At 51.0% G+C, this 13,524-nt stretch carries 14 protein-coding genes; 11 read left to right on the top strand and 3 right to left on the bottom strand.

Translation table 11 applies throughout. The features are described 5' to 3' along the window. Positions 1-427: 427 nt before the first annotated feature. The 7 genes from ACGYLY_RS27610 (at position 428) to ACGYLY_RS27580 (ending at position 7,377) form a co-directional block, all read left to right on the top strand. Positions 428-775, top strand: coding sequence for an ArsR/SmtB family transcription factor (locus ACGYLY_RS27610; RefSeq protein WP_395285967.1), 348 nt, complete (start codon positions 428-430; stop codon positions 773-775). 1,575 nt (positions 776-2,350) lie between these two features. Next, a complete protein-coding gene (locus ACGYLY_RS27605) occupies positions 2,351-3,268 on the top strand; it encodes an ABC transporter ATP-binding protein (RefSeq protein WP_395285968.1) in 918 nt (305 codons plus the stop codon). Continuing rightward, positions 3,265-4,092 (top strand): ABC transporter permease subunit, encoded by an 828-nt coding sequence (locus ACGYLY_RS27600; RefSeq protein ID WP_395285969.1) that lies wholly within the window; start codon positions 3,265-3,267, stop codon positions 4,090-4,092. The genes ACGYLY_RS27605 and ACGYLY_RS27600 overlap by 4 nt, the downstream gene beginning before the upstream one ends. A gap of 718 nt (positions 4,093-4,810) precedes the next feature. Further along, positions 4,811-5,197 (top strand): VanZ family protein, encoded by a 387-nt coding sequence (locus ACGYLY_RS27595; protein ID WP_395285970.1) that lies wholly within the window; start codon positions 4,811-4,813, stop codon positions 5,195-5,197. A 1,211-nt stretch (positions 5,198-6,408) separates the two neighbouring features. Further along, the gene (locus ACGYLY_RS27590; protein WP_395291315.1) at positions 6,409-6,807 is read left to right on the top strand and encodes an SWIM zinc finger family protein; all 399 of its coding nucleotides are present in this window, start codon (positions 6,409-6,411) and stop codon (positions 6,805-6,807) included. Then, positions 6,773-7,105 (top strand): SprT-like domain-containing protein, encoded by a 333-nt coding sequence (locus ACGYLY_RS27585; protein ID WP_395285971.1) that lies wholly within the window; start codon positions 6,773-6,775, stop codon positions 7,103-7,105. The genes ACGYLY_RS27590 and ACGYLY_RS27585 overlap by 35 nt, the downstream gene beginning before the upstream one ends. 140 nt (positions 7,106-7,245) lie before the next feature. Further along, entirely contained in the window at positions 7,246-7,377 is a 132-nt protein-coding gene (locus ACGYLY_RS27580) for a hypothetical protein (RefSeq protein WP_395285972.1), read from the top strand. A gap of 396 nt (positions 7,378-7,773) precedes the next feature. Here ACGYLY_RS27580 and ACGYLY_RS27575 read toward each other — a convergent pair whose 3' ends face one another. Then, positions 7,774-8,187 carry a winged helix-turn-helix transcriptional regulator gene (locus tag ACGYLY_RS27575; RefSeq protein ID WP_395285973.1) on the bottom strand — a complete coding sequence of 138 codons (414 nt, stop codon included), beginning with the start codon at positions 8,185-8,187 and terminating at the stop codon, positions 7,774-7,776. Positions 8,188-8,315: 128 nt separating this feature from the next. On the opposite strand from ACGYLY_RS27575, the gene ACGYLY_RS27570 reads away from it, so the two are divergent. From ACGYLY_RS27570 to ACGYLY_RS27560, 3 genes are read left to right on the top strand one after another with little or no spacing between them, the layout of a single operon-like run. Beyond that, positions 8,316-8,771, top strand: coding sequence for a DUF6069 family protein (locus ACGYLY_RS27570; protein ID WP_395285974.1), 456 nt, complete (start codon positions 8,316-8,318; stop codon positions 8,769-8,771). Continuing rightward, positions 8,771-9,373, top strand: coding sequence for an NADPH-dependent FMN reductase (locus ACGYLY_RS27565; RefSeq protein ID WP_395285975.1), 603 nt, complete (start codon positions 8,771-8,773; stop codon positions 9,371-9,373). Before ACGYLY_RS27570 ends, ACGYLY_RS27565 begins: the two co-directional genes overlap by 1 nt. 9 nt (positions 9,374-9,382) lie before the next feature. Then, positions 9,383-10,348 (top strand): WD40/YVTN/BNR-like repeat-containing protein, encoded by a 966-nt coding sequence (locus ACGYLY_RS27560; RefSeq protein ID WP_395285976.1) that lies wholly within the window; start codon positions 9,383-9,385, stop codon positions 10,346-10,348. Between the two features lie 328 nt (positions 10,349-10,676). On the opposite strand, the gene ACGYLY_RS27555 is transcribed toward ACGYLY_RS27560, so the two are convergent. Together ACGYLY_RS27555 and ACGYLY_RS27550 are read right to left on the bottom strand one after the other, a co-directional pair. Beyond that, entirely contained in the window at positions 10,677-11,159 is a 483-nt protein-coding gene (locus tag ACGYLY_RS27555) for a DUF3995 domain-containing protein (RefSeq protein WP_395285977.1), read from the bottom strand. An 807-nt stretch (positions 11,160-11,966) separates the two neighbouring features. After that, complete coding sequence (locus tag ACGYLY_RS27550) at positions 11,967-12,593, bottom strand: hypothetical protein (protein WP_395291314.1); 627 nt, start codon at positions 12,591-12,593, stop codon at positions 11,967-11,969. Between the two features lie 266 nt (positions 12,594-12,859). Here ACGYLY_RS27550 and ACGYLY_RS27545 point away from each other — a divergent pair, with 266 nt between their 5' ends. After that, on the top strand, positions 12,860-13,510 hold the full coding sequence (locus ACGYLY_RS27545) for a helix-turn-helix domain-containing protein (protein WP_395285979.1): 651 nt from the start codon (positions 12,860-12,862) through the stop codon (positions 13,508-13,510). The last annotated feature ends 14 nt before the right edge of the window (positions 13,511-13,524 follow it).

Genomic DNA, 13,524 nt, shown 5'->3' with positions numbered 1-13,524 from the left:
CGAGTCCGACTATAATAGTACGTCCACGAGTTTTCCAATTGGATGGTTGTGGTGCATTACTTGATTGAGTGGTTTGAAATACTGTCTTCATTATTGTTTATTTCCTATTATTCTCATCAGCCGCAGTATGTGGTTCAATTCACACACCTGTTGTGCTGAAAGGGCTGAATAGCGGGGGAAACCATTCTGCCGGCAATTAGACCATCACACGATAAGAGAATATAATGAGTGGACGTTTTTCTGGGTCAGAAAATGAACGGGGTCCTCTTTATCAATATGCTTCAAATAGGTGGACTAATGTACTGGCAGAAGGTACGAAGATTATCTATCGTCAGGACCCACAAACCACCCATCTTACAAATCGATCGTGACTGGAAATTGAATAGAAAAACAGTGACTCGTACAAATCAGATTCGAACGTATACGTGTGAATGTGGAGTATGATTCAACTGATGTCTTTGCCCTCCTCGATGATACCTACGCGAGGACTATCCTCATCGCAGTCAGCAAACAATCCATGTCCGCAAAGCAATTAGCAGAGGAATGTGAGATGTCCCTTCCAACTGTCTACCGGCGAATCGAACGTCTCATTGATACTGGATTAGTGCGAGAACAAACGAGAATCGCGCCTGATGGCCATCACTACAGTGTGTATGATGCCCGCTTACAGCGACTCACTGTTGAGCTTGACAATGGAAATCTTGAAATCGTCGTCGAATCACAGCCAACTGACGACGTCGCCGACCGATTCACCGAGATGTGGGATCAGGTATGATTCCCCTTCAAACAACGCTTCAAGCTTCGTATCTTGCTTATCTCGTTTTACTTTTACTAACAGTCGTTGCGATTGGCATGGGACTCTACATCTCGTTTCAGGCATATCGTGGCTTTCGACGGAACAACAATCGTCGAATGCTGTATCTAGCCCTTGGTCTCGCACTGGTCACTGTGATTCCATTCTGCTTGACGATTGTCGTTACTATACTTGGCGCTCAGCTATCGCTTGACCCTCACGTCTACAGCTACTATCTCCCCATTGGTAGTCGACTTGTAGAGATTACTGGATTGGGGTGTATCATCTATTCACTGAGCATATCTGGTAGACAATCTCGTCCATCGAATGAGAGTCAAACAGTACAAATACGCCACAAGGAAAAATGACAACGAAAATTTCATCAGGCAACCCAACAGTATTCAAGCGTGTCTCATACCACCGAATGAATTTCGAACTGATTCAGCATCCCCCCAATACACATTACTATGACTGACATCCCTCGATCTCTCTTCCGCGAAGGCATTTCACGTTTGACGACTCGTAATGGTCTCGTACTGATGAGTGGCTATCTTCTGATTACTCTTTTCCTCACCGGACTAACTTCGGTTGCATCATCCTCATATCTCCCACTACAAACGGATTCAGCACTCATAGCCACCAGCAACGCCCAGACATTCTCTCCCTCAGCTGAGGTCCCGCTAATCGTGAGTTTGTCTGCGACTTTTATCACGCTTGGACTTACGACTGCAATTACTACTCCTATACAAATCGTTGCAATTCGTACCTTCGCGAGTAATTATGATAACTATATCCCAGATCGGTTTCTCTTTCATCGAATGGGGTGGGCCATAACTCACAGCTATCTAGCGATCTGGCTCTCGATATGCATTGTTACGTTCGGTTTACTACTCACAGTTATTCTCGGAATTGGTCTCGTTTACTTACTTGGAACCGCTACTGTGGCAACGCTCTCTCATTCGATCATTGGTATAGGAGTAGCCGTAATTGGAGGTATTATCCTTCTCACACCCGCAATTATTCTCCTCACCGGACTGATTTTCATTGCCCATGAAATTGCGATACGAGATAGGAACATCTTCCGAGCGTGTATTGGCAGCTGGAAACTCGCCTCTCAGAATCTGCTTTTCTTGGCACTCCTCGCCACTGGTTTCATTATCGCTCTCTGTCTGGTCTCTGTCGTTGTGCCGATTCTCGCTCCTCCACTCATCTCTGATGTTGGTTTGATAGTCATTTCAACTATAATTACATTTCTCTATCTGAGTGTGTCTACTCGTATTTACTGTCGAAGTCTCAATACGGACCTTTCTCATCAGCCCGTTTTCGATCGATAATTGTCTACCTATTAGATTGCGATCCTCACGCTAACTCACTGTTCTTCTGTTAATCCACCCTCATTCACATGGATTTCTAGTAAGAACGTAATGTGGATTCCTAATTGTTCTGCTTCCGACGACGATCATCGACTGAATAGGATAAATACCTTGAATGATGATTTTCTGGGGTAGAAAATTGTCATAGGGGACCAATAGATACTCGTTCTATAGTCTAATTGCAATGACTGCAATTGAACTCTCAAATGTCACAAAGCAGTTTGGCAGTTTTACTGCGTTAGACAAACTTGATCTCACGGTCGAACACGGAGAAATATTTGGGTTTCTCGGTCCAAATGGGGCCGGAAAATCGACCGCGATCAATATTCTCCTCGATTTTATTCGGCCAACTACTGGACACGCGAAAGTCATGGGCTACGATGCTCAAACAGACTCCCTTACTATTCGCCAACAAATTGGTGTTCTTCCGGACGCCTTCTCGGTATATGATCGACTGACTGGTCGTCAGCACCTCGAATTCGCCATCGAATCAAAGCATGCGGAGGATGATCCGTTGGCGATCTTAGAGCGAGTCGGCATCGCTGATGCAGCAGATCGAAAAGCAGGAGGATACTCAAAAGGCATGGCCCAACGCCTTGCACTCGGTATAGCACTCGTTGGCCAACCCGATTTGATTATTCTCGATGAGCCATCTACCGGCCTCGATCCGAATGGCGCCCGTGAAATGCGAGAAATTATCCTTGAAGAAAATCGACGTGGTGCGACGATCTTCTTTTCGAGTCACATTCTTGAGCAGGTCGATGCGGTCTGCGATCGCGTTGGGATCCTTCAAAATGGTAAATTGATCGCACAAGATTCTGTTCAGGGACTTCGTCAATCGACCGAGACAGCATCCATCCTTACACTCTCTGTCTCGGAAACGACATCCAATGCACTCACGGCAGCACGAAACTGCACAGGGGTCATTGAAGTTCAAGAGCACCCCGAGACAATAGTGGTCACGATAGCAGATGGATCTAAAATTGCTGTCATCGATGCTATTCGAGAAGCAGACGTAGAAATCAATGACATCGCCACTGAAGAGTCGTCACTCGATGACGTGTTTGCCGCCGTCACAGAGCGGCAGGAGGTGTATGCATGAGTTGGATCGCCGTGGCAAAAAAGGATATTCGAGATGCTGCTCGTTCTCGGCGCCTTCTTTCACTAATTGCACTATTCGTGCTGTTCTTTGCTGGAGCGTCGTACTTCTTTGTGAAAGTAACGAACACGTACGAAGTGGAAAACGCAAATGAACTCGCGATTATTCTATCGCTCACAACTCCGACAGCAATTTTCCTCCCTGCAGTTGGGATTCTTTCCGGCTATCGATCAGTTGTGGGTGAACGCGACTCGGGAAGCTTGAAATTACTCCTCTCACTGCCTCATACGAGAACAGACGTTCTGCTCGGTAAATTCATCGGTCGAGCTACTATCGTCTCAGTAGCGACAGTCATTGGCTTGATTGCCAGTGGGGTTGTAATCGTTGCACTCGGTGCGCCTCTACCGATAGTGGATTACCTCCTGTTTGCGTTTCTCGCAATCTTTCTCGGAGCGAGTTTCGTTAGTATCAGTGTTGGCCTCTCAGCTGGACTATCATCCGAGAATATTGTCGTCGCGATCGGGTTTGGACTTGTAGTATTGTTCACTATGTTGTGGGATATCTTGAATATCGTTCTCGCACTTGGCCTTGATTACTTCAATATCGGCTCACAAATCGTCCAGATGGATATCATTTCATTCATTAATTCGATTAATCCTCGACAAGCGTTTTACGCTGCATATACACTAGTGAATTCCGCGAGCCAGACAAGCACTGCTGATGTATTCTGGCAGCAAGGTTGGTTCGGCTTTGTCGTCCTGCTGCTCTGGCTAATCATGCCGCTAGTATTCGGCTATTGGCGATTCACTCGTGCAGAGCTCTCCTAATCTCTAAATAGGCCAAATACTGGAGGAGGAATAAGCTTCCTATAGACTACTAACAAATCACCTCGATTGATGACGTGTTGAACGAACCAATGGCTTACACCTGCCCGTACTGTGTTCATCGCAACGCATTCTGCAAGCACATGGCGGGCGTCGAAAACACGACTGACGATGGGACGCTCGACGCATTCCCATCGGATGACGACCATATCAGTGGCCCGTACACTGGCTACGACACGTACGGCAACGTCGATTAACATACTGGCAGTGTGAGGAGTGTGGCACAGAAGCCACCCGGAAGGGTGCTCTCACCGACTGCTGCTAACCTGCTCACTATTTCTATTTATGTCACGCCAAACAACGCTGTCTGATGGTGCCCAGCGAGTGCTCAGCGAAAGCGCGGCTGGTTCAACCGAACGCGTCAACACACCGACGACACAGCGCCCTGCTCGACCGAGCGCAAGCGCATGCGGCGGACGTCACGGCCGCGTATTCCTCGATTTGCCGATCACAATGGATTTCGATTCGGTCTTGCGTAAATCGATTCTGGGGGCACCTACGTGGAACGTCATCCGTGTGGGCTCATAGTCCGATTCCGATCGAACTGTGCCCAATTCTCTGAGTCCTTCGTACTTGAGGCCCGTCAGTGTTTTCACAAGGATCTTTTCTGAAGAGAGTCCCAAGACGAAAAACACTACACCGACCGGTAATTAAAAGCCGTATGCGCTATCAGGTTCGCTGGCTGCCAGCAGTTGTCATCGCCGTCGCCATCTTCGTGATGTCTGTCGCCCCACGTGCGCCAGGAGAGGCCTTGATAGGCCCCTTTGGTCTCATGGGCCTGGACAAATACGGGCACGCATTTGCGTATTGTTGTCTCGCTGGAACAGTCACCTTTGCTCTCGTCCCGCGAGACCGGTGGGTCACAACGATTGTTCTTAGCATCGCCGTCGTCTCCCTCTACGGTGGTGGGGTTGAGATTATCCAAGGGGTTGTGGGCCGCGACCTATCGGTTTTCGACTGGATAGCGGATATACTGGGTGCAATCGTCGGTGCGCTTCTCGCTACCGGGCTTGACCCATGGCTAACACGATTCCGACTGACAGCATGACGAATATTGGGCCATCTTTCCCGATAAACTCGGACACGCGGTGGAATGTCTGCTAAAGTTACGTACTGATGCCGCGGGCGTTCTACCGTAGAAAACTCGGATTCTCGAATCACCCGAAGAATATCGCCAGCCTTCTCTGCAGACTGGCCGCACGTATCGCGCTTATTCGTCTGTAGTCTTCAGTACTCGCTTATTCTCCTCTGTTTTTCTCGATCCGACTTTCGTCCACTGATTCAGTGGATTTAAGCCATCTTGTCACAAATACATACATTCAATGGTCATCTCCTACCGCTGGTTCGCCCTCCTCCTCGTCGCCTGCCTCTGTGTCACCGCTGGCTGTAATTCTCTCATTCAGGAACCCGGCCCTCAAACGACGACTACGTCAACTCTACAGGGGCAACTTGCCCCCGGATTGACTGCTCAAGGGGTGACTGACCTCAGCACACTTACAGAGGCACATGAACGAATTCTCCAAGAAGACTCCTACACTGTCACACAGACCAGTGTCCAGCGATATTCGAATGGGACAGTGCGATATCGGTTTCACAGCCGAATACGACGTGGTTCCAAGGGTTCCCACTTCTATTCACGAATCCAATATCCCACATCATCACTGACTTTTGCCAATTCTTCATTACAGCGCTACGAGTACTATGGAACGAGCAATGCCGTCTATCAGAGGTATATCGCACAGAATAACACGACCATGAGAGTTTACAATCGTTCTGAAACCCCGGTGCTTACCACGTTCACTTCTCGTGAGTATTTGTATACTGTTTTGAGTGCGTTCAATCACACTCACGGTTTCACAGTCACGGAGGTTCCGAATTCATCCCCTCCTCGCTACCACATACATCTGACACGACTCGATAGTCCGGCGATTTTTGCAAACTATCTCGGCCTACAGACCGTGACAAACGCATCACTGACAGCGACCATTGATCGCTGGGGCGTGATTCATAAATACCAGCTCACCTACACTGGTCAAGTGGACAACCGGACTGTGTCCGGAAGGAGAACCGCTCGCTTTACCAAGACTGGTAGTACTCACGTCCCACAGCCGTCTTGGATTCACAATGCTACGACCAGTTCATCACCAAGGAGAGAACGCGACCATGGATAGTGTTCCTACTCGATACTGACTTCTTGCTGTAGTCGGATGTTACGCGGAGAATCTCTTATAACTTGTACTGTTGCTGGATGGCACACCAATGCCCACCGGCCGAACAGTTTTTCTCCCACGTCGATGCCCCTGGACTCGTCGAAGTCACCAACGAGAGCCACGAGAACCCCAAGACCACCAGTACACCGTCTCCATCAACGACGTGACCGAGAAACTGATGGCTTGCACTTGCCCGTATTACGTCCACTGGAACGCCTACTGCAAACATATGGCCGCCGTCGAAACCGCAATCGACGACGGGACGCTCAACGTATTTCCGTCGAGGAGAGTGAAGACAATGCCGACCCCGAAGACAGTGACTGCGACGGTCTCGGTGGTTTCCCGTGTTAGCCATGCGTGCAAACGGGACGGACAGAACTGCCAAACGAACCATCGCTTCAGCTCTTTTATCCATGACACGCCAATTGATGTTCTCAGACATCACTGACCAGCGAACGCTCACCGAAAGCGCGAACGCTGCGACCGACGATACTCCCGAGACACCGACGGTCCTGTTCGACCGAGCACGGCAGCATGCAACGAACATTGCCACCGAGCATTTCCCTGACCTGCCGGTCGAAACGATCAAGTGGGAGATTTCACACCGAGCGCAACGACAAGCAGGCGTCACCACGTACGATCCTGCAACAGAGGCAATCACAATTGCGCTCACCTGGACGGCCGACGAACACCACGGGTGGGAGCAATTCAGCGAAACCGTCCGCCACGAACTCATCCACGCATGACAGTATTACGAGCTCGGCGACGCGGATCACGGGCAAATGTTCGAGCGGTGGACGGATGCGCTCGACACAACCCAGCACTGCGAACGGTTCAAATCGCCGAACTGGTGGGTGATTTGCGAGGAGTGCGGTGGACAACTTGCATGCTTCCAGCGCTCGAAGGAATCACACAGCCCAAGGATTACAGCTATAGCGACTGCAGTGGGTCGCTGCGCGTCGAGGAGGCTGTCGACGAACGACGAGCGAACGCTGTCCGACGTGCGGTCATGAGGTGATGGTGACGGCGGTTCGTGGCCCGACGGCGGTCACGATCTACCCATGTGGCCACGAGATTGATCACTTGGCGGCGTTGATCGACGCTCCGAACCTTGACCCGCTGTCATCCGGTGAGTGGCTCACGCAGGTCCTTGCCGACGCTGCCTACTCATACCCCCGACGTTTCGGCCCTCCCTAGTCTCGCATTCGTTCGTTTCCGTACGGTACGGGTGCTTATATGGGTTAGTATAACATAATAATCTTGGCGTATTCCCGTTCACACTGGCTGGCGACTGATTACAGCGATTCGGAACTAACCGTCTATATATGCCCCTTGTGACGCCCCTGTTCGATACGCTCCACAGCCGAGAACAGTAAGCGGTATCGATAATTGCCCTGCCGAGATTTAGCGTGTCTCAATCGTCATCGGTGGCAATCGGTTTGAGGTCATGCCGCTCGGTCCAAACGCCGAGATACCAGAAGACAGGGGATAGTTCTTTGGCCTTCTCCGTGGCGTTGTATTCGACACGCGGTGGGATTTCGTTGTACGCTTGCCGCGTCAATAACCCGACCTCCGTGAGTTCTCCGAGCCGATTCGAGAGCGTGTTTGGAGCAATGTCGACTGCCTCTTCAAGATCACTAAATCGCAACGGCCCATCTCCAGTTGCGAATTGGTGGAGGATCACGATGGTGTGTTTCTTTCCCAAGAGATTGAGGAGCGTAGCCATCGTTCGATTGTCATCCTTCGCTTGTTCTGATCCAGGTAGACGCGCTGTCTCATTGGAGAGGATAGTCTCGATGAATTCTTCTGCCTGCGGTGGTTCGACCATCGCCTAACTATGGGTTCTGAAGTCACATAACTTGTTTCTTCGAAGATTCTAAGTAACTACACAGTGGAGGAGCTGCTTCATAACTTCTAACTTGATAGTATATTGCTACAGCTACTGTACTGTTGAGTATGGTATCCACGACCACCGTGAACAACACGGAATTGAGCAGATCCGTTGGTACGTTCCGACTCGCAAAATTCGGCCTCTTAGCGTTGCTCGCCGTGAGCATCGTGAACGTCCTCGTCCTGTTCATCGGACTATCGATCGTCAAATTCCCGGCTGAATTCGTTGGCGGCGCGTTCGGACCGCTCGCGGTGTGGCCGGTTGTTATGAATTCAGCCGTTGCCGCTATCGGGGCGACCCTTGTGTACGGAGTGGTCACGCGATACGCGGCACGACCGAACCGGACATTCACCATCATTGCAGGGGTGGCGCTGGTGCTCTCCTTTGCGATGTTCCTCGCACCAGACATGGCCGGCGCTCCGCCGAGGGTCTTTACTACACTCGCGGTGATGCACGTGACCGCCGCGGTCACTATCGTCGCCGTCTTGGCTCGGGCGACGTACCAGGAGGTCGAATCCTAATGAGTTCTCTCAGACGCGCCGGTCGATCATCGGAGAAGGCACGACCGTACGTCGTCGCAGTGTGCGGGAGCCGACGCGAAGCAAGTTACACCCGTCGAGCGCTCCACGAGGTGCTGGTCGGCGTCAAAGCAGCTGGCGGCACAACCGAGTTGCTTGACCTCGCGAAATTGGATCTCCCGCCACTCGATCCCGACATCGATGGAGCACGAGACGGCGGCGTGGTGAGACGGACGATCCGTGAGGCCGATGCGGTCATCCTCGGAACCCCCATGTACCACGGCTCGTATTCGGGCGTGTTGAAGAACGCGCTCGATTACTGCGGATTCGACGAGTTCGAGACCACGACCGTCGGGCTTCTCGTCGTCTCGGGTGGGCCGTTTCCCACGCCGGCACTCACTCACCTCCGCGATGTCTGTAGATCGCTACACGCCTGGGTTCTCCCGTACCAGGCGGCGGTTCCGCAGACACGTACCGCGTTCGACGATGATGGAATCATAGACGAGGACCTCCGAGAACGCGTTCGGACGCTCGGCGTACGTGCTGTCGAGTACGCATCAATCGAACCGGCCGAAACCCAGGCGGCGCAGCTTCAGGAGGCGTGATCAAGTCCCATGACGGTCCTCATCGGGACGCAGGACGGCGTCTACCGCTCGCAAAGTGGTGAGCTCAACGATGTCGAACGAGTACTTGACTCGGGAGTGACGCTTGACGTCCATACGTTCGAAGAGCACGGGTCGTTCACCGCGTCGAAAACCGGCCTGTACCACTCGACAGATCAGGGAATAACATGGGATCGGCTTGGCGTGCCACAAGAGGGGGTGTACGTCGTTGCGGTCAGTCCAGACGGTAGTCGTCTGTACGCGGGCACGCATCCGGCTCACATGTACGTCTCGACTGATCAAGGCAGGACATGGACGGAACTGGAGGGATTCCAGGAACTTCCCTCTCGTAACCAGTGGCATACTTCTCGTCATCGAGGGAAGTCACACGTCCGGAGTCTCGGTGTACATGTCGATGCACCCGACCGGGTAGTTGCTGGTGTCGAAGTCGGCGGAGTCCACATTAGTGATGATAATGGTAAGACATGGACTGAGCGACGTGCGGGTCTTGAGCTAGAACGCGGGGATGATCTCCAATATGATGTTCACCACGTGTTAGTGGTAACCGCCGACGAATACGTCGTCTCGTGCGGCGGTGGGCTCTATCGAACCACTAACGCCGGGCATTCATGGACACGACTAGACACGGAGTTGCCTGGGCCGTACTTTCAGGAGGCGTTTTCCTATCGAGGAATCCTGTACGCTGCTGCCCAAACGCTTCCACCGACCCTCCCGATGGGCAGCAGATATGACAAACGAAGCGTGAACGCATCGCTGTTCGAATCAACGGACGACGGAACCACGTTCAAGAGCAAGCCATATCCCGGCGCACCGGACGAGTTCGTCTATGCATGGGCGGCAGCCGACGAACGCGTGCTCGCAGGAACAACTGAAGGGCGGGTGATTGTTCGCGAGAATAATGCGTGGACCACGCTCGGACACGTTCCGGAGTGGATTCGATCGCTATCTATTGAGTGAATCCACTTCACCTCGTTATCAGCGCCGGTCACAGTCAATGTGGATTCCTTGCTCTGTATAATTGACCAAGCAGATGTATGTTGGCACCGTTTTACCCTCTCCCCTCAGCTGACTGAGGCACCCTAGCTACGAATGGCATGAGGTTAATTATTGCTTTGACGACACCGAGATCTCCTCCTGAGTTGCCGTTGTTCGGTGATTTTTCACTGAAAAGTCGGAGAAGTACATGGGTGATAACCTCAACAGCTTCCCCTACTAGTCATGCATAAGAACGGGACGAAAAGAACTGCCGAATTAACCACCGCTTCGGGCATTTATTTAGATCTTGTTACCGTGAGAGTCGCTGGTAGTTCCACGTCGCCACACAAAAAACAATCCCACCGAGGAGCCACCATGGTCCCCACATAAACGTCTGCCAATGGGCCGTTGTCCATGCTACAGGAGCAGGAAAACCAATGAATCCATCCTCAGTGAGTGCACCCTGAATGATGAAATCACCACCATGGAGAACCAGAAGTACGCTCACTCCCCATGCGAGCATAAGTACCAACCGTCGGGGAAGCTGTTGGCCCCATGACTGAACGAGTGCAAGAGCGAGGACTCCGCCACCGATTTTTGAAATGCCAGTGAGCCAGAGGATCGTGATGAACCAGGGGTCACCCGCAAGCTCTTGACCGAGCGAAACGGTGTTGATTCCTGCCGTGCCATCGAGTGCCCAGTAAAAACTCATTGCGGCAAACACAACCATCCATGCGCTGGCCGTGTACCCAGCCCATACGGGTGGCAACACGTCGTCGATGGGTTTCTCCATCTCTCTATATTTTCAGAGGTAGCTTTGCACGAAATATCTACCTAGTCGATTTTACCAGTTGGTCGAACACCAAACCACCGAGTTCCGTCACTACCAGTCACTTTCCCAGTCTGCTAGTCAAACGATTCACTGGGAGGTTTCACACCGAGCGCAGCGACAGGCAGGCGTCACCAAGTATGAACCTGCAACAGAGGAAATTACGATTGTGCTCACCTGGAAAGCTTACGAACACCACGGGTGGGAGCAATTCAGTGCGACGGTAAATGATGAGTTGGTCCACTTGGTTGAATTGAAATTAGTTTATACAAATGCTAGTTACTGTCGTGGTCTCTTCTTTGATTTCGTAGCTAGCAACTCGCGCTGACTTCTATTCTTATCCCCTGCCATAAGCCATAGTAATCTGCCAATTTCAGCTAGAAAACAGCTATCTATACCGGTGCAGAATGCAGAGCATGCGTCTTAAAACGTGCTTCCAGGAAAAGAGCCGTGCTTACTTCGGATTACTTGCCGGATCGATAATTTGCCTTGCCATTATCCTGGCATACACAATCCTCAAATTCACTACCCCCTCGTTTGATCCCGCTATCGATTCTTCGACCTTTGCTGTCTTCGCTGTTCTGTTTGCAGCAGCAGCTGAGACGCTACCAAAAGCTAACTGTTGAAGTAAGCAAAGATACGAGCCCATTTTCATCTGAATCACCCACGACGGTCATGTATCTTTCAATCGTTTCATAGGAGGCTAGCAAGTAAGACAGTCGGTGGTGTTGTCATCGATATACGTTGAAAATGCTGTCTTATCGCTGATTGTTATAATGATCTCTTCTTAGTCTCAATCGGCATTGACTTACGCTGTTGCAATATCTCACGTATCGTTCTTACTTGACTAGCCCATAAGATGAGTGCACATCCAAATCCGATGATCGACTGCCGGAGTGCAACTGAACTCCCTCCATCCACGATGACTTGTATCGGTACCATCAACGAGATAATTCCAAGGAAACACATTGCACTCCCAATTGCTGCAAATATCGGTGCATCAAAGGCACGAACAAGTCCAAAGAAGTGGAGTCCAACAATGATTGCCACCACTGACGTGATGGCATTCTCAAACCCAGTGCGTGTTAGGATTGTTCCTGCTATTGGAAATGCAAGTACCATCAGTGCTACCGAGATTCCGTATGCACGGGTAGTAAACGGATTTTGCATATGCTCACCGTCCTCTGTGGGCAGCTGTTGTGCTTTCCGATACAAGTATAACGCAAGTGCAAGCAAAGCAAGCGTAACTCCGATCACCACAAATTGCCCCACGGTTTCGTATGGCGCTGGTAAGCCAGCGCTGCCATACAGTCCCCATCCAAGTGCAAACATGGCAGAGATAAACGTGGAAAGTGTGATGCCTTGAAAGGATTGTGCTGTCCATTTAAGTGGGGACATAAATAGTACTACATTGCTATCGCTGATATTAACTGCATCGGATAGGATTATCGCCTGCTAAACCATCCCAAAATACCCTCCAAAGATTCCTCCAAACAGGTAGTACACGCAATATCTTTCGATTTACAGCATGAACAACCGTCAGCGTATCTCCGACGTCAGAAGTGAGTGATTTGCTAAGTACTCGAATGTCATAGACTATCGACAGACCCGAGTCACAGTGCTCTCAACAAAACCATTTGCTGCTGCAGATTGTCCTCTTCGACATGAGATTTGTGACAATTCTTCTCACGCCAACAGAGTCTGCATTTGATCCCATCGTGCAGGCGTTTGCTGGCGACTCGGCAGTGAAACGGCGAGCACTGGATCACATACGGATGCTTGATGATGGAACTGGTGTGCTTCTCGTCCAATTCGACGGAAATCGCGAACGAGCGGAGGCGCTACTAGACGCCCACCCCGATGTTCTCACATACGATATCTCTGAGGTGGACAATAGTCTCTATGCATACGTTCATCAGAAATGGAGCGAGACTGCTACATCGTTCCACTCCATCGTACAGACGCACGGACTCATTGTCGATACTCCGATGACCTTTACTGAAGACGGCGACCTGCAGGTAACACTGCTTGGAGAGCAACAGACGATCCAGACGGCGCTCGCAGAGATACCCGAGACTTTCGACCTCTCTGTAGAAGCCATTGGCGACTATCATCCATCGTCGACACAACTGTTCGCACAATTGACTGACCGCCAGCAAGAAGTAGTGACGGTTGCACTCAAACGAGGCTACTTTCGAGATCCACGAATGGCCACATACAAAGATATTGGTGAAGAACTCGGCTGTGGGCCTGAAACCGTAGGTGAGCACCTACGAAAAGCTCAAGCAACGATCTTTGCTGAACTCGTCCCGTGAACTATCTCATGAGA

Origin of the sequence: Haladaptatus sp. CMAA 1909 (genome assembly GCF_043952005.1) — an archaeon.
Taxonomy (GTDB): domain Archaea; phylum Halobacteriota; class Halobacteria; order Halobacteriales; family Haladaptataceae; genus Haladaptatus.
Note: the sequence above shows the minus strand (reverse complement) of the source record. Positions and strands in the feature narration are given on the sequence as shown.

What these genes read in the sequence shown, in the direction of transcription:
- ACGYLY_RS27570 (WP_395285974.1), top strand. Translation starts at nt 8,316, where the DNA reads ATGGTATCCACGACCACCGTGAACAACACGGAATTGAGCAGATCCGTT.
- ACGYLY_RS27585 (WP_395285971.1), top strand. Translation starts at nt 6,773, where the DNA reads ATGACACGCCAATTGATGTTCTCAGACATCACTGACCAGCGAACGCTC.
- ACGYLY_RS27595 (WP_395285970.1), top strand. Translation starts at nt 4,811, where the DNA reads ATGCGCTATCAGGTTCGCTGGCTGCCAGCAGTTGTCATCGCCGTCGCC.
- ACGYLY_RS27600 (WP_395285969.1), top strand. Translation starts at nt 3,265, where the DNA reads ATGAGTTGGATCGCCGTGGCAAAAAAGGATATTCGAGATGCTGCTCGT.
- ACGYLY_RS27545 (WP_395285979.1), top strand. Translation starts at nt 12,860, where the DNA reads ATGAGATTTGTGACAATTCTTCTCACGCCAACAGAGTCTGCATTTGAT.
- ACGYLY_RS27605 (WP_395285968.1), top strand. Translation starts at nt 2,351, where the DNA reads ATGACTGCAATTGAACTCTCAAATGTCACAAAGCAGTTTGGCAGTTTT.
- ACGYLY_RS27590 (WP_395291315.1), top strand. Translation starts at nt 6,409, where the DNA reads ATGCCCACCGGCCGAACAGTTTTTCTCCCACGTCGATGCCCCTGGACT.
- ACGYLY_RS27575 (WP_395285973.1), bottom strand. Translation starts at nt 8,187, where the DNA reads ATGGTCGAACCACCGCAGGCAGAAGAATTCATCGAGACTATCCTCTCC.
- ACGYLY_RS27565 (WP_395285975.1), top strand. Translation starts at nt 8,771, where the DNA reads ATGAGTTCTCTCAGACGCGCCGGTCGATCATCGGAGAAGGCACGACCG.
- ACGYLY_RS27550 (WP_395291314.1), bottom strand. Translation starts at nt 12,593, where the DNA reads ATGTCCCCACTTAAATGGACAGCACAATCCTTTCAAGGCATCACACTT.
- ACGYLY_RS27555 (WP_395285977.1), bottom strand. Translation starts at nt 11,159, where the DNA reads ATGGAGAAACCCATCGACGACGTGTTGCCACCCGTATGGGCTGGGTAC.
- ACGYLY_RS27580 (WP_395285972.1), top strand. Translation starts at nt 7,246, where the DNA reads ATGCTTCCAGCGCTCGAAGGAATCACACAGCCCAAGGATTACAGCTAT.
- ACGYLY_RS27560 (WP_395285976.1), top strand. Translation starts at nt 9,383, where the DNA reads ATGACGGTCCTCATCGGGACGCAGGACGGCGTCTACCGCTCGCAAAGT.